General features: G+C 62.2%; 17 protein-coding genes, 2 pseudogenes and 1 riboswitch. Of the genes and pseudogenes, 10 read left to right on the top strand and 9 right to left on the bottom strand.

Going from position 1 to position 22,540, the window contains the following annotated elements; translation table 11 throughout:
- Positions 1-193 precede the first annotated feature (193 nt).
- Positions 194-1,207 carry a S66 peptidase family protein gene (locus E5E97_RS17995; protein WP_171280703.1) on the top strand — a complete coding sequence of 338 codons (1,014 nt, stop codon included), beginning with the start codon at positions 194-196 and terminating at the stop codon, positions 1,205-1,207.
- 89 nt (positions 1,208-1,296) lie between these two features.
- Here the strand turns inward: E5E97_RS17995 and E5E97_RS17990 are convergent, their stop codons facing one another.
- On the bottom strand, positions 1,297-3,558 hold the full coding sequence (locus tag E5E97_RS17990; RefSeq protein ID WP_171280702.1) for an LTA synthase family protein: 2,262 nt from the start codon (positions 3,556-3,558) through the stop codon (positions 1,297-1,299).
- Between the two features lie 254 nt (positions 3,559-3,812).
- Here E5E97_RS17990 and E5E97_RS17985 point away from each other — a divergent pair, with 254 nt between their 5' ends.
- A complete protein-coding gene (locus E5E97_RS17985) occupies positions 3,813-4,901 on the top strand; it encodes a hypothetical protein (RefSeq protein ID WP_171280701.1) in 1,089 nt (362 codons plus the stop codon).
- 93 nt (positions 4,902-4,994) lie between these two features.
- On the opposite strand, the gene lysC is transcribed toward E5E97_RS17985, so the two are convergent.
- Both lysC and argA read right to left on the bottom strand, forming a co-directional pair.
- Positions 4,995-6,347 carry a lysine-sensitive aspartokinase 3 gene (lysC, locus tag E5E97_RS17980; RefSeq protein WP_171280700.1) on the bottom strand — a complete coding sequence of 451 codons (1,353 nt, stop codon included), beginning with the start codon at positions 6,345-6,347 and terminating at the stop codon, positions 4,995-4,997.
- Positions 6,348-6,436: 89 nt separating this feature from the next.
- A riboswitch (Lysine riboswitch) is annotated at positions 6,437-6,661 on the bottom strand.
- A 107-nt stretch (positions 6,662-6,768) separates the two neighbouring features.
- A pseudogene (gene argA, locus E5E97_RS17975) lies at positions 6,769-8,096 on the bottom strand (amino-acid N-acetyltransferase).
- Between the two features lie 259 nt (positions 8,097-8,355).
- Between argA and msrA the strand changes: the two are divergent.
- Positions 8,356-8,988, top strand: a complete 633-nt coding sequence (msrA, locus tag E5E97_RS17970; protein WP_171280699.1) for a peptide-methionine (S)-S-oxide reductase MsrA — start codon at positions 8,356-8,358, stop codon at positions 8,986-8,988.
- A 340-nt stretch (positions 8,989-9,328) separates the two neighbouring features.
- On the opposite strand, the gene E5E97_RS17965 is transcribed toward msrA, so the two are convergent.
- The 3 genes from E5E97_RS17965 to E5E97_RS17955 are packed head-to-tail and all read right to left on the bottom strand — an operon-like array spanning position 9,329 to position 10,561.
- Positions 9,329-9,664 (bottom strand): DUF3802 family protein, encoded by a 336-nt coding sequence (locus tag E5E97_RS17965; RefSeq protein WP_024944925.1) that lies wholly within the window; start codon positions 9,662-9,664, stop codon positions 9,329-9,331.
- 55 nt (positions 9,665-9,719) lie between these two features.
- Complete coding sequence (locus E5E97_RS17960; protein ID WP_171280698.1) at positions 9,720-10,208, bottom strand: GNAT family N-acetyltransferase; 489 nt, start codon at positions 10,206-10,208, stop codon at positions 9,720-9,722.
- Complete coding sequence (locus E5E97_RS17955; protein ID WP_016351046.1) at positions 10,205-10,561, bottom strand: MmcQ/YjbR family DNA-binding protein; 357 nt, start codon at positions 10,559-10,561, stop codon at positions 10,205-10,207. Before E5E97_RS17955 ends, E5E97_RS17960 begins: the two co-directional genes overlap by 4 nt.
- A 106-nt stretch (positions 10,562-10,667) precedes the next feature.
- Here E5E97_RS17955 and E5E97_RS17950 point away from each other — a divergent pair, with 106 nt between their 5' ends.
- Together E5E97_RS17950 and E5E97_RS17945 are read left to right on the top strand one after the other, a co-directional pair.
- Positions 10,668-11,450, top strand: coding sequence for an alpha/beta fold hydrolase (locus E5E97_RS17950; protein ID WP_171280697.1), 783 nt, complete (start codon positions 10,668-10,670; stop codon positions 11,448-11,450).
- A 153-nt stretch (positions 11,451-11,603) separates the two neighbouring features.
- Positions 11,604-11,999, top strand: coding sequence for a VOC family protein (locus E5E97_RS17945; RefSeq protein ID WP_171280696.1), 396 nt, complete (start codon positions 11,604-11,606; stop codon positions 11,997-11,999).
- A gap of 74 nt (positions 12,000-12,073) precedes the next feature.
- On the opposite strand, the gene E5E97_RS17940 is transcribed toward E5E97_RS17945, so the two are convergent.
- Both E5E97_RS17940 and E5E97_RS17935 read right to left on the bottom strand, forming a co-directional pair.
- Positions 12,074-12,388 (bottom strand): ribbon-helix-helix domain-containing protein, encoded by a 315-nt coding sequence (locus E5E97_RS17940; protein ID WP_080761621.1) that lies wholly within the window; start codon positions 12,386-12,388, stop codon positions 12,074-12,076.
- Between the two features lie 66 nt (positions 12,389-12,454).
- Entirely contained in the window at positions 12,455-13,432 is a 978-nt protein-coding gene (locus E5E97_RS17935; protein ID WP_075384208.1) for a LysR family transcriptional regulator, read from the bottom strand.
- Between the two features lie 60 nt (positions 13,433-13,492).
- Between E5E97_RS17935 and E5E97_RS17930 the strand changes: the two genes are divergently transcribed.
- The 5 genes and pseudogenes from E5E97_RS17930 (at position 13,493) to E5E97_RS17910 (ending at position 20,861) form a co-directional block, all read left to right on the top strand.
- Positions 13,493-15,190: an L-lactate permease gene (locus tag E5E97_RS17930; RefSeq protein ID WP_171280695.1), complete on the top strand. Its 1,698-nt coding sequence runs from the start codon at positions 13,493-13,495 to the stop codon at positions 15,188-15,190.
- A gap of 13 nt (positions 15,191-15,203) precedes the next feature.
- On the top strand, positions 15,204-15,995 hold the full coding sequence (locus tag E5E97_RS17925; RefSeq protein WP_171281238.1) for a (Fe-S)-binding protein: 792 nt from the start codon (positions 15,204-15,206) through the stop codon (positions 15,993-15,995).
- A complete protein-coding gene (locus E5E97_RS17920) occupies positions 15,988-17,424 on the top strand; it encodes a LutB/LldF family L-lactate oxidation iron-sulfur protein (RefSeq protein ID WP_171280694.1) in 1,437 nt (478 codons plus the stop codon). The genes E5E97_RS17925 and E5E97_RS17920 overlap by 8 nt, the downstream gene beginning before the upstream one ends.
- A gap of 1 nt (position 17,425) precedes the next feature.
- Positions 17,426-18,069 (top strand): annotated as a pseudogene (locus E5E97_RS17915) (lactate utilization protein C).
- Positions 18,069-20,861 carry an FAD-binding and (Fe-S)-binding domain-containing protein gene (locus E5E97_RS17910; RefSeq protein WP_171280693.1) on the top strand — a complete coding sequence of 931 codons (2,793 nt, stop codon included), beginning with the start codon at positions 18,069-18,071 and terminating at the stop codon, positions 20,859-20,861. The pseudogene E5E97_RS17915 and the gene E5E97_RS17910 overlap by 1 nt, the downstream one beginning before the upstream one ends.
- A gap of 145 nt (positions 20,862-21,006) precedes the next feature.
- Here the strand turns inward: E5E97_RS17910 and E5E97_RS17905 are convergent, their stop codons facing one another.
- Positions 21,007-22,338, bottom strand: a complete 1,332-nt coding sequence (locus tag E5E97_RS17905) for a YaaC family protein (protein WP_171280692.1) — start codon at positions 22,336-22,338, stop codon at positions 21,007-21,009.
- Between the last annotated feature and the right edge of the window lie 202 nt (positions 22,339-22,540).

Raw genomic sequence — 22,540 nt, 5'->3', positions numbered from 1 at the left:
TGGGGCCATTCTAGGCAGGGGCTGTTGTTCGGGATATCTGTCAATTTCAAATCAGTCGTTTTGTTTTTATGAACAAAAAGACCCAAGGTGACCACTTGTGACGTCCGCTGGAACTGGACTAGGATGGAGACGATTTTTGTCCGTCGGCCCCGGGAGCGGGGCTCCATCATCTTTGTCAGGGAGTACGCAATTCATGGCTCTGCTCAAACCGCCGGGGCTCAGGCCCGGCGATACCATCGGCTTTTTTTCTCCCTCCAGTGCGGCTACCGCCTGGGCGCCAAACCGCTTTGCCCGTGCCGGGGCGTTTCTGGAGGGGCAGGGCTTCAGACTCAAGGCGGGCAGCCTCACCGGCCAGCAGGATCACTGGCGATCCGGCTCCATCGCCGCCCGGGCTGACGAGCTCAATGCCCTCATTCGCGATCCAGAGGTGCGCTGCATCATGTCGGTGATTGGCGGCAACAACTCCAACGCCTTGCTGCCCCACCTCGATTTTGATGCACTCAAGCGCGATCCCAAGATAGTCATCGGTTACTCCGACGTGACGGCCCTGCTGCTCGGCATTCATGCCCGCACTGGCCTCGTCACCTTCTACGGGCCTGCGCTGGTGGCCTCTTTCGGCGAGCTCTCGCCGCTGGTGGACGAGACGCTGGCGGGCTTTCGCCAGATCTGCCAGGCCGGTGGCGCTGCCGTGCCCCACACAGTGCCGACCCCGGCGCAATGGACCGAGGAGCGGCTTGACTGGGAGAACCAGACCCGGGCCAAGCAGTGCCAACCCAACCGACTGATCTCGGTGGGCACCGGTCGGGTGCGTGGCCGGCTTATCGGCGGCAACCTCAATACGATGGCGGGGATCTGGGGCTCCCCCTATATGCCGGCCATCGAGCAGGGGGACATTCTGCTGCTGGAAGACAGCCTCCATTTGGCTGCGACGGTGGAGCGCTCGTTTGCCCATCTCAAGCTGTGCGGGGTGTTTGATCGCATCGGTGCCCTGGTGCTCGGCAAACACGAGCTGTTCGACAGTCAGGGCAGCGGCCGGCGGCCGCTCGACATCCTGCTGGAGGTGGTGGGGGAGCCGACCTTCCCCATTCTGGCGGAGTATGACTGCGCCCATACCCACCCCATGCAGACCCTGCCCCTTGGCATCGAGGCGATGCTGGATCTCGATGCCCAGCATCTCACCCTGTGCGAGCCCTGGCTCGGCGAGTGAGCCCGCTGCGGCTGCCATGGCCGCATTGGCAAATAGACAAAGAGGTCGCCTGGGCGACCTCTTTGTCATCTGTCCCGCGGTAGCGGGGCTCAGGGCAGGGCGTCGGGCCGGAAGCTGGCGCGGATCTGCGGTACCAGGGGCGAGACATCGAATCCCTTCTCTTCTCCCAGCACCGGGTGGAGCAGGGCCAGATCCGGGATGGGGGTCATGTCGCCTGCCAGCAGCTGGCGAGTGGCCTGGCCCATCTGATAGAGCTGGCGTACCGGGGCAAACTGTGTCGCCAGATTGAGGGAGTCATCGGCGCGGGCAAAGGCCATCATGGGGATCTGGTAGCTGGCATCGCGGGGCGGCTTGTCGCCGTGAATGCCCTTGCCGGCGGACATCAGGAACGGCTGGTGATCGCCAAAAGCCACCACCAGGTAGCGTTTGCCTGAGCGATCCAGGCTGGTGAGCAGATGCTCCAGCGACGCCATGGCATCCACCACGCCGGTGTAGTAGGTGTTGAGCAGCTGGCGATCGGCGTCGCTCTGATCCGGGCAGGCTTTGTCGAGCTGCTGGGCCTGGTAGCGATCCCCGTCGAAAGGGCCATGCCCCTGCATGGTGACCGCGTAGGCAAACAACGGCTGCTCATCTTGCTCGCTGCGCTTGAGCAGGTGGTCGATGAGGGCATCGTCCGAGATATAGAGCCCCTTGTGTTCGAGCGTGGAGAAGCGGGTATCGAACCAGCGCTCTTCATAGCCAAGGGCCGGGATCGCCTTGGCACGGCCCCAGAATTTCTCCACATAGGGGTGGGCAAACAGGGTCTGGTAGCCACTTTGCTTCGCACTTTGCGCCAGGCCCGGCACCTGCTCCGAGAGGTAGTAGTAGGGCACCACCCCCTGTTTGAGCAGCCCCACCGGCAGACCGGTGTTCATCTCGAACTCCGCCAGTACCGTCATGCCGCCAGTGGTGGGGGAGTGGATGGTCTTGTGCCACTGCTGCACGCTGGCCGGCAGGCTCAGGGTGGGGGGCGGCGCGCAGATCTTGCCCTGCCAGCCGAGCCAGAGGGATTCATATTGCAGCACGATCACCAGATCGAAACGGGGCGGCTGGCTCAGGCTGACGTGGCTGAGCTGAGGGGTGAACTCGTTGATCTGCAAGGGATAGCGAAACACGCTGCCACTTTGCAGCATCTCGTCCACCAGGTTGAACAGATAGAGGCCGGGCCCCGAGCGGATGATGTCCCTGTGGTAGTTGACCGCTCTGTCCACGTAGCGAATGTTGGGCCCCAGCAGCTTGTTGCCGGTCTGGGTGGCGAACACGCACAGCGCAAAGAAGGCGGCGGTGGCGGCCAGGGTGCGCAGGATCCAGCGCGACAGGGCGAAGCGCCAGCACAAGAAGAGGGCGAGTGCGCCGCCCAGCAGCGGCAGCACCGGGTGCTGCTCCAGCAGGATGCGCAGCAGCGCCACCAGGTTGCCGAGATCGTCCCCCCCGAGCGGCACGCCGTAGATGGCGATCTTCATGAAATTCGCCAGCAGCCCGATGCCGGACAACGCCGTGAACACCAGCCCCATATAGAGGTTGAAGCCCGCCAGCGCGCAGAGGCTCCAGCCCAGCACCATGCTGCCCCAGGCCAGGTAGTAGTGCTCCGGGCGAAAGCCTGACCAGAGCAGAAACTCCCCCAGCTTGAACACCACGAAGCCGTGCAGCAGCACGAAGGTGAGGTTGCCGAGCAGCAGGCTGCCGGCGATGCGCCAGCGCAGATTGCGCCTGAGGGTGGGCAGCACCACCTTCAGCACGGCGGCGCTCAGGGCCAGCACCAGCAGCAGGCTGGTGCAGAGATAGGTGAGGTTGAAACCCCGCTCCGGCAGGGTCTGCAGGATCTGGCTGAATTCACCGCTCTCGGGCCTCTCCTTGAGCAGCAGGCCGATCCGCAGCTGATAGCGGCTGGCCAGGGCGTCGTCGGGGGCGCGCAGGGTGCTGTTGAGATCCAGGGTGCAGCGCCCCTTGCGGCACTGCTGGCGCTTGTCCACCGGCTGGCTCAGCTGATCGATGCGCTCGCCCCTCTCATTGAGCAGCTCCACCCTGACCTTGTCGCCCTCCTGCAGCGGCCCGCGCAACTGCCACTGGCTGCGAACCACCAGATAGAGGCCGCGGCTGTCGCTCTTGTAGAGCAGGGCGTGACGGGTGAGGGTGGCGATGGGGTTGTCCGCCGGCCCCAGCACCAGCGGCTGGGCCCGGCCGAGCCAGCTGGCAGGGTTGATCTGCGGCAGCAACAGGGTCAGCAGCAGCAGCGCGGCCAGCATGGCGAGCAGCACGGAGGGCAGAGCGGGCACCCTGGCTGACAAGCGCGCTGAAGTGGGGGCTTTCATATGGGCTCATCCTTTGAGCGAGTGACGATGAAACATTGCTGCTGCATTTAATTTGACCCGATGGTGATGGGCTTGTTCCTTGTTGTCAATTTAATGACCAAACAATGAACATTGCGTGACCGTGAAACCATGCAAACTGTGATCCCGATCCGGGGGCCGCACTCATTCTGTGATGAAAGCGTCATCATGGCGCTTTGCCGCTGGCCTGCCTCTGCCTTGCTGCTTAGTCTCTCAATATGGATGGAGGTACATGTATGAATCCCAAAGTAGCGGCACGTCAGGCAAGATTGCTCCGCATGCTGGAGAGCAAACAGGAGATCCGGATCGGGCGCGAGCAGGACTGTCCCTTGTCCGTGGCCAAGCTGGTGCGACTCAAGGAGGATCATCCGGCGGTGCTCAAGGTCTATCGTCACGGCCTCACCGCCGAGGTGTTCCACCTCAAGGTGGAGGGACATCACTGGTGCCTGAAGCGGCGCCGGCACGACTCCCTGGTGGCCAACGTGGACGGCAGAACCGCCTTCCTGACCGAGCTGGAGCGCCGCCGCGAGATTGAGGCCCTGCGGGAGTTGCACCCCACCATCCTGGCCAACGTGGTCTGTACCTGTTTTGGCTCGGCCCGCGCCGGTGTGCTGGTCTCCCCCTGGCTGCGGGGCGTGCCGGTGCATGAACTGAACGAGCGCAACCTGGCGCAGATGCTGGCGGTGCAGGCGGAGCTGGCCCATTGGGGCTGGTTCGACTGGGATCCGAGCCCCGGCAACCTGCTCGACGACGGTCAGCAGATCAGCGTGTTCGACTTTGGCTACATGTGGCCCTTTGACCCCCGCCATGAATTCAACTCCAACGGCCTCACCGATCCCGCATTTCACGTGCCGGAGCGGCTGGAGACCCGCACCCTCTCGGGCCTGTGGCTCGACGAACCGGATCCGCTGCCGCAGTTTCGCTACTGGCGCGGCCTGTGCATCAATTGGGCGCAGCGGGAGCTGCAACACCTGACCCGGGAGGGGGCGAGCGCACCGGTGCTGGCCCGCTTGCAGAGCCTGCTGGGGGAGTGGCGCTCGGCGCTGGCCAGCGAGGAAGCGCTGGTTGCCAACTGGTGGCGCGACATGTATCGCAGCCATCGGCTCGACATTGCCGACGATCTCAGCGGCAAGAGCTGCGGCCCGCTCACCCTGCGCCGGCTCGACTGGTTGCAGCAGGCGGTGACCGAACACTTCGCCGAGCTGGTGGACAACCTGGGCCCCGACGAGGCGGGCTTAAGTCAGGCGGCGCTGCTGAGCCGACTGGAAGGGCTGCGCGAGCAGATCCGGGCCAACCTGCTGCCGGTACCGACCCTGGTGGGCTAGGGAGAACCGTACTCATATCGCATCTGTGTATCACCCTATATAAAAAGAGGGGCCAGCCGGCCCCTCTTTTTATTTCCATGCGGTGTCAGTACATCAGTCGAGCAGCTCCTGGTGGAGACGGTTGACGATGTGGCCTGCCTCGTCCTCCTTGACCAGAAAGCAGAGGTTGTGGGCGCTGGCGCCGTAACAGATCATGCGGATGTTGTGCTCGCGAATGGCGTCAAAGACCTGACTGCCCACCCCGGCCGCCTCGCTCATCCGGTTGCCGATGAGCGCCACCAGCGCCAGCCCCGTCTCCACCTGCACCTTGCACAGCTGGCCAAGCTCCGCCAGCACCTTGTCGCCGAGGATGGGCTCGCCGTTGCTCTGGCTGCCGGTGTGATCCAGGGTCAGCGACACGCTCACCTCCGAGGTGGTGATGAGATCCACCGAGATGCGGTGGCGGGCCAGGATGCCGAACACCTCGGCCAGAAAACCGTAGGCGTGGAACATGTTGAGGCTGTGCAGGGTGACCAGCACCTGGTTGCGGCGCAGGGCCACGGCGCGAAACAGCGGATTGGTACGAGTGCTGGCGCGGATCCAGGTGCCGCCGGCGGCCGGATCCTTGCTGGAGCCGACAAACACCGGGATGTCCTGGCGCACCGCTGGCTGTAAGGTGGCCGGGTGCAACACCTTGGCGCCGAAGGTGGCCATCTCGGCCGCCTCCACGAAGCTGATTTCGGGGATGGGGCGGGCCCGGGTGACCAGGCGCGGATCCGTGGTGTAGATGCCAGGCACGTCGGTCCAGATCTCGATGGTTCCTGCGTCGAGCGCCTCGGCCAACAGGGCCGCGCTGTAATCGGAGCCGCCCCGGCCCAGGGTGGTGGTGCGCCCATCACCGTCGGCACCGATAAAGCCCTGGGTGATGATGAGGCTGTCGCCAAGCAGGGGGCCCAGCGCGGCCTGGCAGAGGGCGCGGGTGGCAGCCAGATCCACGCTGGCCTTGCCAAAGCGGCTGTCGGTGCGCAGCAGCTGGCGCGCATCCTGCCAGCAGGCCTTCACGCCACGCTGGCGCAGCAGTTCGGTAAAGAGGCGGGTGGACATCAGCTCGCCGCAGGCGATGAGCCTGTCGGCCAGCTCGGCATCGGTGTGCAGATGGGCCTGGCGCGCCATGGTGCGGATCTCGCCGAGCTGGCCGTGGATGAGGTCACTCAGATCGCCTGGGTCGCCCAGCTCCGTCAGAATGGCCTGCTGGATCTCGGCGAGTCTGGCCAGTTGTGCCTCCTGGCCCGCCTCGTCCAGATCGCCCTGAGCCAGTGCCACCAGCAGGTTGGTGACGCCGGCGCTGGCGCTCAGTACCACCACCCGGGTGGCTGGGTTGGCCAGCACCACATCGGCGCAGTTGTTCATGGCTGCCGCGTTGGCGACGCTGGTTCCGCCAAACTTGGCGACATTGATCGGGCTCATTGCTTACTCCTGTCTTAATATGAAAATCCGGATCCATCGGGCAAAAAGAGAGGAGGAGGCTGAAAATGGCAGGAATGATCGAAGCTATCCCGGCCAGAAGCACTCCACCCGCAGAGCCCATCCCGTACCCGCCCCTGACGGGGCGCGGTGGGGGATGACCACTACCGATGACAACCCGGGGGATTCAGCCCCCGCAGCCGACACTGAGGTATCCAGTTGCCTCAGATGTCTCGGCGCTGCTCCCCCTGACCCAAGTTCACCGGACACTGGTGTCCTCCCTCGGGCTGCCTGGGCAGCGCTCCTCTTCTGGCTCCACCAGGGCGGTGGAGTGCATTTAGAAATACCTTGCGTTGGATTGCACTGTCAATCGAGTTTGTGAAAAAGTTCAAAAAGTCAGCCAAGCCAACGCAAAATCAATGGCTTATACGATTGTCTTTGACAAAACCTTGGAGCGACGCTGCCAGTTGTAGAGGCGCTGGCGCGCCACCGGCAGATCTTCCACCTCCAGCGGATCGAAGCCCCGTTCCCGGAACCAGTGGATGGAGCGGGTGGTGAGCACGAACAGGCGGCGGATCCCGAGCCGTTTCGCCCGCTCGGCCACCTTGGCCACCAGCTGATCCCCCCGGTTGGAGTTGCGGTAGTCGGGGTGGATGGCGACGCACGCCATCTCCGCCATCGCCTCTTCCATAAAGCAGTAGAGCGCCGCGCAGCCGATGATGAGGCCGTCGCGCTCTATGATGGTGAACTTGTCGATCTCCATCTCCAGTTGCTCACGGGAGCGGCGCACCAGAATACCTTCCTCCTCCAGCGGGCGGATGAGATCCAGGATGCCACCGATGTCCTCGATGGTGGCGGCGCGTGCCTGCTCGGCGCTTTCCCGCACTATCTGGGTCCCGAGGCCGTCGCGGCTGAACAGCTCCTGCAGCATGGCGCCATCATCCTGATAGCTCACCAGGTGGGATCGGGGCACGCCGCCGCGGCAGGAGGCGATGGCCGCGCGCAGATAACGGGCGGTGTCGGACATCTCTTCCCCCGCCTGCTCCAGCTCCACCAGCAGCTCTTCGGCCTGTTCGGGGAAGAGCTCGGAGATGGCTTCGCCGTGGCGGTCCATCACCCCCTGGGTGCTGCTGAAGCAGATGAGTTTGTCCGCTTTCAAATCCACCGCCACCCGGCGGGCCACCTCTTCCGAGCTCAGGTTGAAGCTCTCGCCGGTGACCGAGCAGCCGATGGGGGAGATGAGCACCAGGCTCTTCTGATCCAGCTGGCGGGTGATCCCCTCCACGTCGATGCGGCGTACCCGGCCGCTGTGGCAAAAATCGATGCCGTCATCCACCCCGAGCGGCTGGGCGGTGACGAAGTTGCCGCTCACCACGCTGATGCGGGCACCCTGCATGGGAGTGTTCGCGAGCCCCATGGAGAGCTGGGCTGTGATGTCGTACTGCAAGCCGCCGCACACCTGCTTGATGATGGCGAAGCTCTCGTCATCGGTGACCCGGATCCGCTTGTGGTACTGGGCCTCGATGCCGGCACGGGCCAGCGCCTCGTCGTTCTGCGGACGGGAGCCGAATACCAGCACCAGGCGTATCCCTAAGGTTTGCAGCAGGGCGATATCGCTGACGATATTGGCGAAATTGGGGTGACAGAGAGCCTCCCCCCCATCATCAGCACGAAGGTGGCGCCTCTGTGCACATTGACGTAGGGGGTAGACTGCCGAAAGGCATAGACCAGGCTGGGTTCGCGTTCACGCACTTGAGGCTTCTTCCATAAAAAAACAGCAATGGGCTCAATATATGAAAATAAATGCACAAATCAAGATTAAATATTGATTTGGCGCGATTTTGTTATCGGGGCGGCCTGGCGGCCCGAACAGCGGCGACACCAGGCGGGGCAGGGGTGTCAGCGGTGTGAGGGTTCGCCTCAGGTTGATCCCGGCCCATAAACTGTTATCTTCGATATTCCTTTTCGTCAGCTGTGCGATCGCACAGGTTTTTATACAAGGACAGGGTGCATGGAACAGATTATTTCGCCGGCAGACGCGCTGCCGGGACGCCGCGAGGCGATGGTGATTGGCCAGCAGCATGCGGTCAATGGTCACCCGACTCAGGGACCCTGGCCTGAAGGGATGGTGGTGGCCTGGTTCGGGATGGGCTGCTTCTGGGGGGTGGAACGCCTGTTCTGGCAGCAGCCCGGGGTCTACTCCACCGCCGCCGGCTATCAGGGCGGGGTGACCCAGAATCCCACCTACAAGGAGGTGTGCAGCGGATTGACCGGCCATGCCGAGACGGTGCAGGTGGTGTTTGATCCCAAGGTGATCAGCTACGGCGATCTGCTCAAGCTGTTCTGGGAGCAGCACGATCCGGCCCAGGGCATGCGCCAGGGCGGCGACATCGGCACCCAGTACCGCTCCGTCATCTTCTTCGGGGACGACACCCAGGGGGCGATTGCCCAGCAGAGTCTGGCCGCCTACCAGCAGGCGATGACGGCGAGCGGTGACGGGCGTACCATCACCACCCGCATTCTGCCGCTGGCACCCTTCTATTACGCCGAGGATTACCATCAGCAATATCTGGAGAAGAATCCGGACGGGTATTGCGGCCTGGGTGGCATCGGCGTCTGCTTGCCACCGAGCCTCAACCGCTAGGTGAAGATGACGGGTATCTGTGACTTGTCATTGATGGTGAAAAGAAAAAGGCCGCGTTTGCGGCCTTTTTATCGGGCTTTGTCAGGAGAGTGAAAAAAATCATAAAAAAATGTGTCATGAGCGGGAACTAAATTGAACCTGCTTTGCCTAACCTAGTAGCCACCATGGATGGCGGCTAAGACCAGACACATTTCTTGCCTCGAAAATTCATAAAAGTCATTGAAAAGCTTGATGAGTTGAAATGATAGCAAGCAGGGCTGCCCGTTGAAGGCGGCCCTTTTCATGTTTGCGGTGCGGGACATTTGCGGGGGAGTGGCGAACTTGGCGTTCGCCATTGTGATCAGCTGATGGCGCCGTCAAACAGGTTCTTGATGAGGTCGATGAACTCTTCGAGGAAGGCTTTCTGCTCCGGGGTCGGGGCGCGCAGCCAGACGGCGGAGAGCACCTCTTCCAGATCGGCCACCACCGCATCGGCTTCCTGCATGATCACGAAGCGCAACTTGGGATCGAGCTGCGGGTTCTGCTCGCAGATGGCCATCAGGTTGCTGGCCACCCGGCCGCTCACCAGATCTTCGATGGTCTGTTCACCACTGCTCTGTTGCTGGGTTTCAAACAGTCCCAGACTCTCCACCAGATACTCAATCAGGGCGATATAGCCTTCGCTTTCTACAACCATGGCGGCCTCAATCCTCAACAATACGAAAAAACTGTGCGTATTTTAGTGGCTGGACCTAGCTTGGCAAGCAGCAGTGCAGGCGATAACGGATAAAACCGACCCCGCCGCGCTCCACGCTCTCCAATCCGGTCAGCTCAAAGCCATACCGTAAAAATAGCCCATAGCTGAAGGCGCTGGCTTCTGTTGTCAGCTGTGGGAGTCCGAGCCGTTTTGCCTCGGCGAGGGCCGCAGCCAGCAGCAGGCCGCCATAGCCCCGGCGCGGGTGATCGGCGCTCACATAGAGCAGGCTGAGGTGGCCATCCTGGCTCAGGGTGACAAAACCGAGTGGCTCGCCGCCTTGCTCCAACACCCAGCCATGGTGCTCGCGCAGCTGGCCGGCAAAGCCGGGATGATGGGCGCCGAGGGCCCACTGCTCCACCTGCTCCGGGCTGTAGTGCAGCGGGCCAATCCTTCGCACCGACTGCTCGAACAGGGCGCAAAGGGCGGGGATGTGTTGCTCGTTCAGCTGGACGAGCCTGGGCTCTGCCGCCATGGCGGGGCTCATCGCTGTGGCGCCTGCGGGCGCTTGGCCTTGGGCAGACCAGCCACCACCCGCTCGTAGGAGTGATGCACCCAGCCCTGCCAGAGATCGTCGGCCAGGCCGTCGCTGAAGGTGACCGTGTTCCAGTGCTGCTTGTTCATGTGCCAGCCCGGTTTGACCTCGGGGTGGAGTTCGCGCAGCAGCAGGGCCAGCTCGGGCTCGCACTTGAGGTTCAGCCGCAGCGGCTCGGCCTGCCAGTCCAGCAGGGCAAACATCTTGCCGGCGATGCGATAGACCAGGATCTCTGGGCCGAAGGGGGTATCCTCCTGAGCGCCCGGCAGGGTCAGCAGAAAGGATCTCAAACGGGTCAACTCCATGGTCATGCTCCTGGCCGCTTGCGGTGCAAACGTATTAGTCGGGTGAAAAAATCTGCTAAGATGCGCGCCTACTATACCCCAATGCCGTTGATGAGGGAGTCGCAAGATGCTGTATCACAAGACCTTCGAGCTGGGTCCCGAGCGGGATTGGGTAGTATTCGTGCACGGGGCGGGCGGCAGCTCCTCCATCTGGTTCAAGCAGCTGCGCGCCTATCGCGAACACTTCAACGTGCTGCTGCTGGACCTGCGCGGTCACGGCCAGTCCCACAAGTTGCAGCAGGTGATCAAGGGTCACTACAGCTTTCGGGCGGTGACCGAGGATATCCTGCAACTGCTCGATCACCTCAACATTCGCCGTGCCCACTTCGTCGGCATCTCCCTTGGCACCATCCTCATTCGCCATCTGGCGGAGCTCTGTCCCGAGCGGGTCAAGAGCATGGTGCTGGGCGGCGCCATTCTGCGGCTCGACATCCGCTCGCGGGTGCTGGTGCAGCTCGGTCGCCTCGGCCAGCACATCCTGCCTTACATGTGGCTCTACCGGCTGTTTGCCTTCATCATCATGCCCCGTCAGCACCATCAGGAGTCGCGCAACCTGTTCGTGCGCGAGGCGCGCAAATTGTGCCAAAAAGAGTTCAAACGCTGGTTTCGCCTCGCCACCGAGGTGAATCCCCTGATGCGCTATTTCAAGGAGCGGGCCCTGCCCATTCCGACCCTCTATGTGATGGGGGAGGAGGATCACATGTTTCTGGCGTCGGTGCGCGAGCAGGTGGCGCGCGATCCCTACAGCCGGCTCGAGATCATCGACGGCTGTGGCCACGTCTGCAACGTGGAGCAGCCCGAGCACTTCAACCGCCAGTCGCTGGCCTTTCTCACCGCCCAGCCTGGCTGAATCGGCGCCAGCCGCCGATTTGATGCGGCCCTGGTGGCTTGAGTCTGCGAGGTCATGTCAGGTTTTGGCCGCCAATTTCCGGGTGCTAGTCCACTACTACCCGGCCGACTGAGCCCTTGGTTACCCTGTGACTCCCATCACCAAGGAGTCCCTATGACCAAACTCGTCCACACCATGATCCGGGTTCGCGACCTGGATAGATCCGTGCGTTTCTACCGCGAGGCCCTCGAGCTGGCGGTGCGGGATCACTTCCCCTTCGACGGTTTTTCCCTCACCTACCTTGCCAATGACCAGAGTGGTTTCGAACTCGAATTGACGCACAACCACGGCCAGGCCGAGCCCTACAGCCATGGCAACGGCTATGGCCATCTGGCGGTGACGGTGGAAGACATCGAGGCGTCGCATCAGCGTCTGACGGCGCTGGGTCTGGCCCCTGCGCCGGTCAAGGCGATGCACCATGAGGGCACCCTGTTGGCCCGGCTGTTCTTTTTGACCGACCCCGACGGTTACCAGATCGAGTTCATCGAGCGGGCCGACCGCTTCGCCTGAGCTTGAAGAGTGGAATAAGAAGGGGCCGCAGCCTGGTGCTGCGGCCCCTTTTTTCATGAGGAAGCTGCGGCTCCTCAGGCGGCAACGTCCGGCTCCTGTCTTGCTTCCAGATGGACCAGGCAGGAGCAGCGCAGCAGGGAGGCAAAGTTGCTCATCTCCATGCCGTTGCCGAGCGCCTCCTGATAGAGCTCGGAGAGAAACAGCCCCATGGAGCGCCCCTGGGCCTGACAGAGCTGCTCCAGGATGGTCCAGAACTTGTTTTCCAGCCGGATGCTGGTGCTGTGGCCGCAGATCCGCACCGAGCGGGTGGTGCAGGCGTAGTGAGTGGGATCCTGGCCGGAGAAGACGGTGCACATGGGCTGGTCCTGAGCGGTAAAGGGGAGGGCCATGGTAGGCAACTCTGCCGTCCGGGTCAAAAAAGCCCCCCGTTGATACGGGATGAGCGCCATCCCCCGTCAGCCAAAGTAGTGGGCGATGTCGAGGTAGCGCTGGCGGATGTGCTCGATCAGCAGCCGGATCTTGCGCGGTGGCTGGCGGGTAAAGGGGTAGACGGCGTAGATGCCGAGCTTCTTGCCCACCTGATCGGGGAAGAGATCCACCAGCTCGCCGTTCATCAGATCGTGATAGACCAGGCAGCGCGGCACATAGACGATGCCGCGCCCCCCCAGCGCCGCCTTGCGCAGAGCGCCGGCGTTGTCGGTGCAAAAGCTGCCCGACACCGACAGCAGATAGTTGCCCTCTTCCCCCTTGAAGGCCCACTCCGAGGCCCCCGTGCTCTGGTAGGCGTAGCGCAGGCAGTTGTGGGTGAGCAAGTCTGACGGCTCGCGCGGTGCCCCGAAACGGCGCACATAGGCGGGGGCGGCGCAGATCACCCACTGGGAGTCGAGGATGTGGCGGGCAATCAGGCTCGAGTCATCCAGATAGCCGGTGCGAATGACCAGGTCGAACCCCTCTTCCACCAGATTGACGAAGCGGTTGTCCAGCGACATCTCCACCGTGAGCCCAGGGTGCTGCTGGCAAAAATCGGCCACTGCATCGGCCAGCAGCAGCTCGCCGGAGATGGTGGGCACCGACATTCGCACATGGCCGCTCACCTTTTCACCAAAACCCGCCACCGCATCGAAGGCGTCCAGTGCGGCGGCCTTCACATTTTTGGCACCCTGATAGAGCTCCTTGCCCGCCTCGCTCAGAGTGAGCCTGCGGGTAGTGCGATAGAGCAGCTGCACCCCGAGTTCTTCCTCCAGGCGCCCAATCCGTTTACTAACTACCGAATTTGTCAGGGAATTTTGTTCCGCCACCTTGCTGAAGGAGCCGGCCTCCACCACCTGGGCGAAGAGGATGAGGTCGTCAGTACTGGCCATATTGATCAACTTTTGGAACGAATGTTGTTCATTATTTCCATATATCGCGAAAAAGGAACAGGGTAAGGTCACGTCCGCTTAACAAAACAACAACAAGGTGCGCCTCTGCACCGCTCGGACAAGGACGCAATGATGACAGACACCCTGCTGGCCCTGGTGGCCTTCTCGCCGATCCTGGTGGCCGCCGTGCTGCTGGTCGGCCTCAACTGGCCCGCCAAGCGCGCCATGCCCGTCGCCTTTTTGTTGACCGTGTTCATTGCCCTGTGGGGCTGGCAGATGAGCCCGACCCGGGTCTTTGCCTCCACCCTGCAGGGGCTGGTGATCACGGTGACCGTGCTCTGGATCGTGTTCGGCGCCATCCTGATGCTCAACACCCTCAAGCACACCGGCGCCATCAGCGCCATTCGCGGCGGCTTTACCAACATCTCGCCGGACCGGCGCATCCAGGCCATCATCATCGCCTGGTGCTTCGGCGCCTTTATCGAAGGGGCCTCCGGTTTTGGCACTCCGGCCGCCATCGCGGCGCCGCTGCTGGTGGCCATCGGCTTTCCGGCGCTGGCCGCGGTGCTGCTCGGCATGATGATCCAGTCCACCCCGGTCTCATTCGGTGCGGTGGGCACCCCCATTCTGGTGGGGATCAACAAAGGGCTCGACAGCCAGACCATCGGCCAGACCCTGACTGCCGGCGGCAGCAGCTGGGAGGTCTACCTGCAGCAGGTGACCACCAACGTGGCCCTGATTCACGCCGTGGTCGGCACCCTGATGCCGGTGCTGATGGTGATGATGCTGACCCGCTTCTTCGGCCGCCACCGCAGCTGGACCGAGGGGCTCGCCATCCTGCCGTTTGCGATTTTCGCCGGGCTCGCCTTCACCGTGCCCTATGCCCTCACCGGCATGCTGCTTGGCCCCGAGTTCCCGTCCCTCATCGGCGGGCTGGTGGGGCTGGCCCTGGTGGTGACGGCGGCGCGAGCCGGTTTTCTGGTGCCAAAAACCAGCTGGGATTTTACTCCCGAGCAGGAGTGGCCCGCCGAGTGGCTGGGCTCCCTCAAGCTAGATCTCAAAGAGGCTGCCGCCCGCCCCATGTCGCTGCTGCTGGCCTGGCTCCCCTATGTGGCGTTGGCGCTCCTGCTGGTGGCCAGCCGGGTGAGCCCGGCATTCAAGGCCAGCCTGTTGTCGGTGAGCCTTGCCTTCACGGATCTGCTGGGAGAGACGGGGGTCAGCGCCTCCATTGAGCCGCTCTACCTGCCGGGGGGACTGCTGGTGCTCTGCGCCCTGCTCGCCACCTTGTTGCAATCGCGCTCTCTCGCCCCCTTCGGGCGCGCGCTGGGGGAGTCCAGCCGCACCCTGATCGGCGCCGGTTTCGTGCTGATCTTCACCGTGCCCATGGTGCGCATCTTCATCAACTCCGGTGTCAACGGGGCGGATCTCGCCAGCATGCCGGTGACCACCGCGAATTTTGCCGCCGGGCTGGTGGGGGAGTTCTTCCCGGCGCTCAGCGCCACCATCGGTGCGCTGGGGGCCTTTATCGCCGGCTCCAACACGGTGTCGAACATGATGTTCAGCCAGTTCCAGTTTGAGGTGGCGCAGACCCTGGGGGTCTCCACCGCCGCCATGCTGGCGCTGCAGGCCGTGGGCGCCGCCGCCGGCAACATGATTGCCATTCACAACGTGGTGGCGGCGTCGGCCACCGTGGGGCTGCTCGGCCGTGAGGGGGCGACGCTGCGCAAGACCGCGCTGCCGACCCTCTACTACCTGCTGGCCACCGGCTTTATCGGGCTGGCGCTCATGTACAGCTTCCACATCTCGGACGTCCTGCTGCAGTTGAAGTAAAGGAGAGCAAGTGATGAAGGTAATGCGGGTCTATCCGGCCAAGCCGGCCGATGTCTATCTCTATGCCACCTGTCTGGTGGACCTGTTCGACCCGGTGGCGGGGCTCGATGCCATCGCCCTGCTCGAGCGGGAAGGGATAAGGGTGCACTTTGTCGAGAAACAGACCTGCTGCGGGCAGCCGGCCTACACCTCGGGCCATGAAGAGGAGGCGCGCCAGGTGGCGCAAAGCCAGATGGCGCTTTTTCCCGAGCCCTGGCCGGTGGTGGTGCTGTCGGGCTCCTGCGGCGGCATGATGCACCACCACTACCGCCGACTCTTCCCCGAGAGCTCCGAGGTGGCGGTGTTTTGCGAGCGGGTGTTCGAGCTCACCGAGTTTCTGGCCCAGGTCTGCCGGGTGCGCTGGCACGGGGTGGGGAGGGCGAGCATCGTCATGCACACCTCCTGCTCGGCCCGGCGCGAGATGCAGGTGCACAGCCGGGCTCGCGCCCTGCTGGGCCAGCTCGATGGGGTCACCTTGCATGAGCAGGCCTACGAGAGCGAGTGCTGCGGCTTTGGTGGCACCTTCTCGGTGCGCCACCCCCACATCAGCCAGGCCATGGTGGAGGACAAGACCCGCCACCTGCTGGCCACCGGCGCCGACGCCCTGGTGAGCGCGGACTGGGGGTGTCTCTTGAACATCAAGGGATCTCTGGCCTATCAGGGCAAGACACTGCCTACCATTCACCTGGCCAGCTTCCTGCTCGCCCACAGCAAGCCGGTGGCTCAGTGCTTACAAGAGCCAAAACAGGAGGCCCATCATGAGTGAGCATGCCAAGTATTCGCCGCGCCGCTTCCATCCCCAGGCCGAGGCGGCCTTGGCCGACCCGGTGCTGCGCCAGAATTTTCGCGGCGCCATGGATTACCTGCGCGCCAAGCGCCGCGACGCTTTCGCCGACCCCACCGAAGAAGCTGCGGTGCGCGATGCGGCGGAGCACATTCGCCAGCGTTGCCTCTCGCGCCTGCCGGAACTGCTGGAGCAGATCGAAGCCAACTGCGAGCGCAACGGCATCCGGGTGCACTGGGCCCAGACGCCGGCCGAGGCCAACGCCATCATCCTCGGCATTGCCCAGCAACATGGGGTGAGCAGCATCGTCAAGGGCAAGTCCATGGTGAGTGAGGAGGTGGGCTTCAACCACGAGATGGCGCGCCACGGCATCCGCTGCTTGGAGAGCGACATGGGGGAGTTTATCGTCCAGCTCGACGGCGATACCCCGTCCCACATCATCATGCCCGCCATCCACAAGAACAAGCAGGAGGTGAGCGACACTTTCGCCGGCAATCTGGCGGATTTCACCCCCACCACCGACGTGGACGCCCTGATCCAGACCGGGCGGCGAGCCCTGCGCGAAGAGTTTCGCCGCGCCGGCATGGGGCTCTCTGGCGTCAACTTCGCGGTGGCGGAGACTGGCAGCCTGTGTCTCGTCGAGAACGAGGGCAACGGGCGCATGTGCACCACGGTGCCGAAAGTTCATGTGGCCATCACCGGCATCGAGAAGGTGGTGGAGTTTTTATCCGACGTGCCGCCCCTTTACAGCGCCCTGACCCGCTCGGCCACCGGCCAGGCCATCACCACCTACTTCAACGTCATCAGTGGCCCGCGCCGAGCAGGGGAGCTGGACGGCCCGGACGAGGTGCACCTGGTGCTGCTGGACAACGGCCGCAGCCAGGCTTACCGGGATGAGGAGCTGCGCAAGACCCTGCAGTGCATCCGCTGCGGCGCCTGCATGAACCACTGCCCGGTCTACACCCGCATCGGCGGCCACGCCTACGGCACCATCTACCCGGGCCCCATCGGCAAGATCATCTCCCCCCACCTGCTGGGGCTGGAAAGCACGAGCGATCTGGTGACGGCTTCGAGCCTGTGCGGTGCCTGCGGTGAGGTGTGCCCGGTGCGCATCCCCATCCCCGACCTGTTGCAGCGCCTGCGCCGGGAGGCCAAACACGACGCACAGCCCGGCCACGAACCGCTGGCGGGGCAGGGGGCGGCCAGGAGCCGGCTCGAGACGCTTGCCATGCAGGGCTTTGCCTTTGCCGCCACCCACCCGCGCCTCTATCACGCCGCAACCGGGGTGGCCGGTCGCCTGCGGGGGCTGATGCCCAAACATCTGGGCCCCTGGACCCAGTGCCGCGAAGCCCCCAAACCCGCCCCCCAGAGCCTGCACGCCCTGCTGCGCCAGAAGAAGAAGGAGTCCTGAGATGTCGAGCAAAGAGGCCATATTAAGCCGCCTGCGTGGCGCCGCCACCCCCATTGCCCACGCCCCCCATGGCTGGCAGCCCTGGCGCGGGGTCGATGACGGCGCGCGGCGCGAGCGTTTTGTTGCCGGGATCTGCGCCAGCCACGCCGAGATCCTCACCGTCAAGGAGGCGACCCTTGCCAGGGAGCTGACCGCCTGGCTGGATGAAGAAGGTGTGACGAGTCTGGCTTGTGGCCAGGGCGGTCGCTGGCAGGCGGCGGTCGCGGCCGCCTGCGCCGGGCGATCTGTGTTGACCCCAGTGGGGGAGTTTGCCGGCTGGAAAGACGATCTGTTTGACGTTTGTCAGGCGGGCATCACCCACTGCGCGGGCGCCATCGCCGATACCGGCACCCTGGTGTTGCTGCCCGATGGCGGCGAGCCGCGTACTCTCTCGCTGGTGCCCCCTGCCATATCGCCCTGCTGGCGGCCTCCACCATCGCCGACAACCTGACGGGGCTGGTGGAGGGCGGGTGCTGGCAGCAGGCCATGCCCACCAATCTGCTGCTGGTTTCCGGCCCCTCCAAGACCGCCGACATCCAGCAGACCCTGGCCTACGGCGCTCACGGCCCGAGCCGCCTGCTGGTAGTGCTGGTGGAGGATTGCTGATGCGCTGGAACCAGTTTGACGCCGCCGTGCTTGAGCGCATCCCGCCGGAGCGGCTGGTGAGCGACCCGGATCTTCGGCTGGCTCACGGCACGGACGCCAGCTTCTACCGGCTGGTGCCCGAGCGCATCGTGCGCCTCGACTCCCTCGATGAAGTGCGCTTCGTGCTGGGGGTGTGCCACGAATTGCACCTGCCGTGCACCTTTCGCGCTGCGGGCACCAGCCTCTCGGGCCAGGCCCTGAGCGATTCGGTGCTTATCACCCTGACCGACAGCTGGCGCGGCCACCGCATTCTGGACGAGGGGGCGCGCATTGCCCTGCAACCCGGGGTCATCGGCGCCGATGCCAACCGCTATCTGGCGCCTCTGGGCCGCAAGATTGGGCCGGATCCCGCCTCCATCAACGCCTGCAAGCTTGGCGGCATCGCCGCCAACAACGCGAGCGGCATGTGCTGCGGCACCGCCCACAACAGCTATCACACCTTGCACGCCATGACCTTGCTGCTGGCTGATGGCACTGTGCTGGACAGTGGCGATCCCCACAGCCGCGCCGCCTTGGCGGCCAGGCGCCCGGAGCTGCTGACGGGGCTCGCGGCCCTGCGCGCCGAGGTGCTGGCGAACGCCGAGCTTGCCGCCAAGATTCGCCACAAGTACCGGCTCAAGAACACCACCGGCTACGCCATCAATGCCCTGCTCGACCATGAGGATCCCATCGATATCCTCACCCACCTGATGATCGGCTCGGAGGGGACCCTCGGCTTTATCGCCGAGGTGGTGCTCGATACCGTGCCGGAATACCCCCACAAGGCCTCGGCCCTGCTGGTGTTTCGGGACGCCGAGCAGGCGTGTCTGGCCACCTCGCGCCTTAAAGCTGCACCGGTGGCGGCGGTGGAGCTGATGGATGGGCGATCCCTTCGCTCTGTGGCGGGCAAGCCCGGTCTGCCGGACTTTATCAAGGCGCTGGATCTGGCTGCCTGCGCCCTGCTTGTCGAGGTGCATGGGGAATCGAAGGAAGAGCTGGTGGATCGCTGCGAGCAGGTGACGGCCATGGCGGCCAAGTTCGCCCAGGTCGCCTCTGTGCCTTTTACGAGCGACAGTGCCGGGCTCTGGGCCATTCGCAAGGGGCTCTTCCCGGCGGTGGGGGCGGTGCGCACCACGGGCACCACCGTCATCATCGAGGATGTCGCCTTTCCCATCGAACGTTTGGCGGAAGGGGTGGCGGGGCTGCAGCAACTGTTCGATCGCTTCGAATACGGTGAAGCCATCATCTTCGGCCACGCGCTGGAGGGGAACCTGCACTTCGTCTTTACCCAGGGGTTCGACGATCCGGCGCAGGTGGCCCGCTACGGCGCCTTTATGGATGCGGTGGCCGAACTTGTCGCCGTGCGCTTTGGCGGGTCGCTCAAGGCCGAACACGGCACCGGCCGCAACATGGCCCCCTATGTGGAGCTGGAATGGGGGCCGGAGGGGATGGCGCTGATGCGGCGCATCAAGGCGCTGCTGGACCCCGATGGCCTGCTCAATCCCGGCGTCATCATCAACGACGACCCCAACGCCCACCTGGCCCACCTCAAGCCCATGCCGGCGAGCGATGCCATCGTCGATCCGTGCATCGAGTGCGGCTTTTGCGAGGCGGTCTGCCCCTCGCGCACCCTGTCGCTCTCGCCGCGCCAGCGCATCGTGCTCTATCGCGAACTGGCCCGCCGCAATCGTGCCGATGAGCCCTCCAACCAGCTGGCCCGGCTGTTTGACTATCAGGGCATCGACACCTGCGCCGCCACCGGGCTCTGCGCCGATCGCTGCCCGGTCGGCATCAACACCGGCAGCCTTATCAAGAAGCTGCGCACTGACAAATATCGGCGCTTCGTGCCCATCGCCCGCTGGAGCGCCGATCACTTCGCCGGGGTCACCCGCACGGCCCGTGGGGCCCTCGGCCTCAAAGGGATTGCTGGCAAGCTGTTGGGGGAGAAAGCACTGGCAGGATTGGTAAACGGGGTTCGCCATCTGAGCGGCCAGCGAACAACCGCCTGGCTGCCGACCCTGCCGGGGCCGAGCCGCTACCAGTGGCCACAAGGGGAGGGGGGCAATGACGAAGCGAGGGATCGCGCCGTGGTTTATCTGCCGTCCTGCGCCAGCCGGGTATTCGGCCAGCAGGAGGATGCCCCGTCACTGCCGGACGTGGTGTTATCCCTCCTCAAGAAGGCGGGCTGTCGGGTCATAGTGCCGACTGGGGTTGAGGGGCTCTGCTGCGGCATGCCCTATGACAGCAAGGGGATGAGTGAGGTAGCGGAAGCCAAGCGTACTGAGCTGGCCGAGGCCCTGTGGCAGGCAAGCGAGCTGGGGCGCTGGCCCGTGCTGCTCGACACCAGCCCCTGCGTGCAGCGACTGCTCTCGGGGGCGCTCGGCAAGGGTCTTCGGGTGTTCGAGCCCTCCGCTTTTGTGCTGGAACACCTGCTGCCCCGCCTTGAGCTGACCCCCATCGATGAGACTGTGATGCTCCATATCACCTGCAGCAGCCGGCGCATGGGGCTGGGGGATACGATGCTGGCGCTGGCCCGCGCCTGTGCCCGCGAGGTGATCGTGCCTGAGCATATCCAGTGCTGCGGCTTTGCCGGCGACAAGGGGCTGATGACCCCAGAGCTCAACGCCGCGGCGCTTGCCAGCCTGCCTGCCCAGGTGCCCAGCGATTGCCGTCAGGGATTCAGCAATAGCCGCACCTGCGAGATGGGGCTTAGCCAGCACGCCGGCATTCCCTATCACAGCATCCTCTATCTGGTGGATCAGGCGGCGAGATAAAGAAAAATCCCGCCAGAATAAATTCTGGCAGGATGTTTTTGATTATGTACATATACATAAAACTATCACACTAATAATCATCCCACATTGACTACAGCTTTTCAGTTTGGTGGAAATTACAGGGTCTCAATTTTTAATTTCTTGTTTAGCTCTCTACAACATAAGGGTAATATTTTGAAATGGATCTAAGAATGAGTATTGGTAGCTTGTTTTCAAATGCTGAAAGATATTTTCTTATGATCAGCGATTGGTCAGAATTTGTTTCGTTGAGAAGAACGCTACCCCAATGGTCAGGTGAGTAGCGCATTAAATTACTCAATGTACTTGTAAGCATAAAGTGTATGCAGACCTCAGGAAACACAACAGGATGAAATGGGTTCTCTACATACCATAAATTACCACGTGCATCACACGAGATAGATGCTTGTATTTTTGATGCGTCAGAGGCAGGGACTGATACAATATATTTCCCAAAGCGCTCAGATACTTGAAAGCCTTTAAATGAATTTTCGATATCAGCCTGACTTGGTCGCCTTTCACCATCGCCTATTTGAAAGTCCCAAACGACGCTTCTATCGTTTTTTCCCATAGATACTGATAGTGGATGTGTCCTCCCAACTTTTCCAGTTGCAATTCGGTAGTATTCACGTATTTCTGGGATCATGCTTAATAGCGTTCCAACACCTACAGTATGGCGATTATTAAAAAATGTCAGCAATGAAGAGGATGCATCTTGTTGGATAGCGAAATCTATATTTCGTACACTAAATGTTGGGAATGAGCACAGTAAATCGCTAAAGGTTCCTTGCGGCATGTCACCCCCCACTTGGCTTTTCATTCCGTCAGGAATATAGTTTAGGCCGTGAGAGCCGGGGAGGGAATCTAGAGAAAATCGAATTGGATTGTTAAGGATGATAAAAGCGTAGGCATATGCTGTTAGTGAATAGAAAAAGTTAAGCGGTTTTACCATTAGCGAACCAGACTTTCCTGCAAGATATAACTCACGCCCTTGTCTCATACAGTTTCTAACACGTGCAGCTTCATCTGCATTAATGCCAGCGTTCTTTGAATCACCAACAGCACGTTTTCTAAGCCTATAGAGTTCTCTTACATGCTCAGTATTTTCCATGTTTTCAACAAGCTCCAAAATAGATTGCTCAAAATGGAGGTCGTTTATTGGTAGTAAACGAGATGGTTCTTCTGATACTACTCGAGCATCAATTTCTTTTCTAAGGAGATAGAAGTTTTTAGAAGAATAAAATGATGCATCTTGGCCTTCATCAAGAGCCATGGCTTTATAATATTTTTTTATGTCTCCTTTGTATTTGTTGCGCTCTTCTTGGTCGAAAGATTTCCAGCTATCAAGAAGCTCTTGCTTTCTTCTGGTTATGGCTTCATACACACCATTGTTTACAAAGGGGGGGTTGTTTTCTGCTGGTGTTATCTCTAATAATTCTGACAGTAAGTTATCTAACATGAGTAGCTTCTCAATAATTGGTAAATGAATTCTCTTTGTGACTTTTCACTAATTAAGCTGCATCCAGAAAGTCTGAAGAGCCCAAAATTCATTTTATTACTACCTTAAGCAAGACCTAAGTAGGCTAGTAATCGCTCTGGCTACGAGTAAGGTTCGGATGAGAATGTTATCAAGCATAGGTTCGTCTGTAGAGTAAAACATT

Origin of the sequence: Aeromonas sp. 2692-1 (genome assembly GCF_013085505.1) — a bacterium.
GTDB lineage: Bacteria > Pseudomonadota > Gammaproteobacteria > Enterobacterales > Aeromonadaceae > Aeromonas > Aeromonas hydrophila.
Note: the sequence above shows the minus strand (reverse complement) of the source record. Positions and strands in the feature narration are given on the sequence as shown.

Bases quoted from the DNA above. Each gene is read 5' to 3' on its own strand.
- E5E97_RS17995 (WP_171280703.1), top strand. From the start codon at position 194: ATGGCTCTGCTCAAACCGCCGGGGCTCAGGCCCGGCGATACCATCGGC.
- E5E97_RS17990 (WP_171280702.1), bottom strand. From the start codon at position 3,558: ATGAAAGCCCCCACTTCAGCGCGCTTGTCAGCCAGGGTGCCCGCTCTG.
- E5E97_RS17985 (WP_171280701.1), top strand. From the start codon at position 3,813: ATGAATCCCAAAGTAGCGGCACGTCAGGCAAGATTGCTCCGCATGCTG.
- lysC (WP_171280700.1), bottom strand. From the start codon at position 6,347: ATGAGCCCGATCAATGTCGCCAAGTTTGGCGGAACCAGCGTCGCCAAC.
- msrA (WP_171280699.1), top strand. From the start codon at position 8,356: ATGGAACAGATTATTTCGCCGGCAGACGCGCTGCCGGGACGCCGCGAG.
- E5E97_RS17965 (WP_024944925.1), bottom strand. From the start codon at position 9,664: ATGGTTGTAGAAAGCGAAGGCTATATCGCCCTGATTGAGTATCTGGTG.
- E5E97_RS17960 (WP_171280698.1), bottom strand. From the start codon at position 10,208: ATGAGCCCCGCCATGGCGGCAGAGCCCAGGCTCGTCCAGCTGAACGAG.
- E5E97_RS17955 (WP_016351046.1), bottom strand. From the start codon at position 10,561: ATGGAGTTGACCCGTTTGAGATCCTTTCTGCTGACCCTGCCGGGCGCT.
- E5E97_RS17950 (WP_171280697.1), top strand. From the start codon at position 10,668: ATGCTGTATCACAAGACCTTCGAGCTGGGTCCCGAGCGGGATTGGGTA.
- E5E97_RS17945 (WP_171280696.1), top strand. From the start codon at position 11,604: ATGACCAAACTCGTCCACACCATGATCCGGGTTCGCGACCTGGATAGA.
- E5E97_RS17940 (WP_080761621.1), bottom strand. From the start codon at position 12,388: ATGGCCCTCCCCTTTACCGCTCAGGACCAGCCCATGTGCACCGTCTTC.
- E5E97_RS17930 (WP_171280695.1), top strand. From the start codon at position 13,493: ATGACAGACACCCTGCTGGCCCTGGTGGCCTTCTCGCCGATCCTGGTG.
- E5E97_RS17925 (WP_171281238.1), top strand. From the start codon at position 15,204: ATGAAGGTAATGCGGGTCTATCCGGCCAAGCCGGCCGATGTCTATCTC.
- E5E97_RS17920 (WP_171280694.1), top strand. From the start codon at position 15,988: ATGAGTGAGCATGCCAAGTATTCGCCGCGCCGCTTCCATCCCCAGGCC.
- E5E97_RS17910 (WP_171280693.1), top strand. From the start codon at position 18,069: ATGCGCTGGAACCAGTTTGACGCCGCCGTGCTTGAGCGCATCCCGCCG.
- E5E97_RS17905 (WP_171280692.1), bottom strand. From the start codon at position 22,338: ATGTTAGATAACTTACTGTCAGAATTATTAGAGATAACACCAGCAGAA.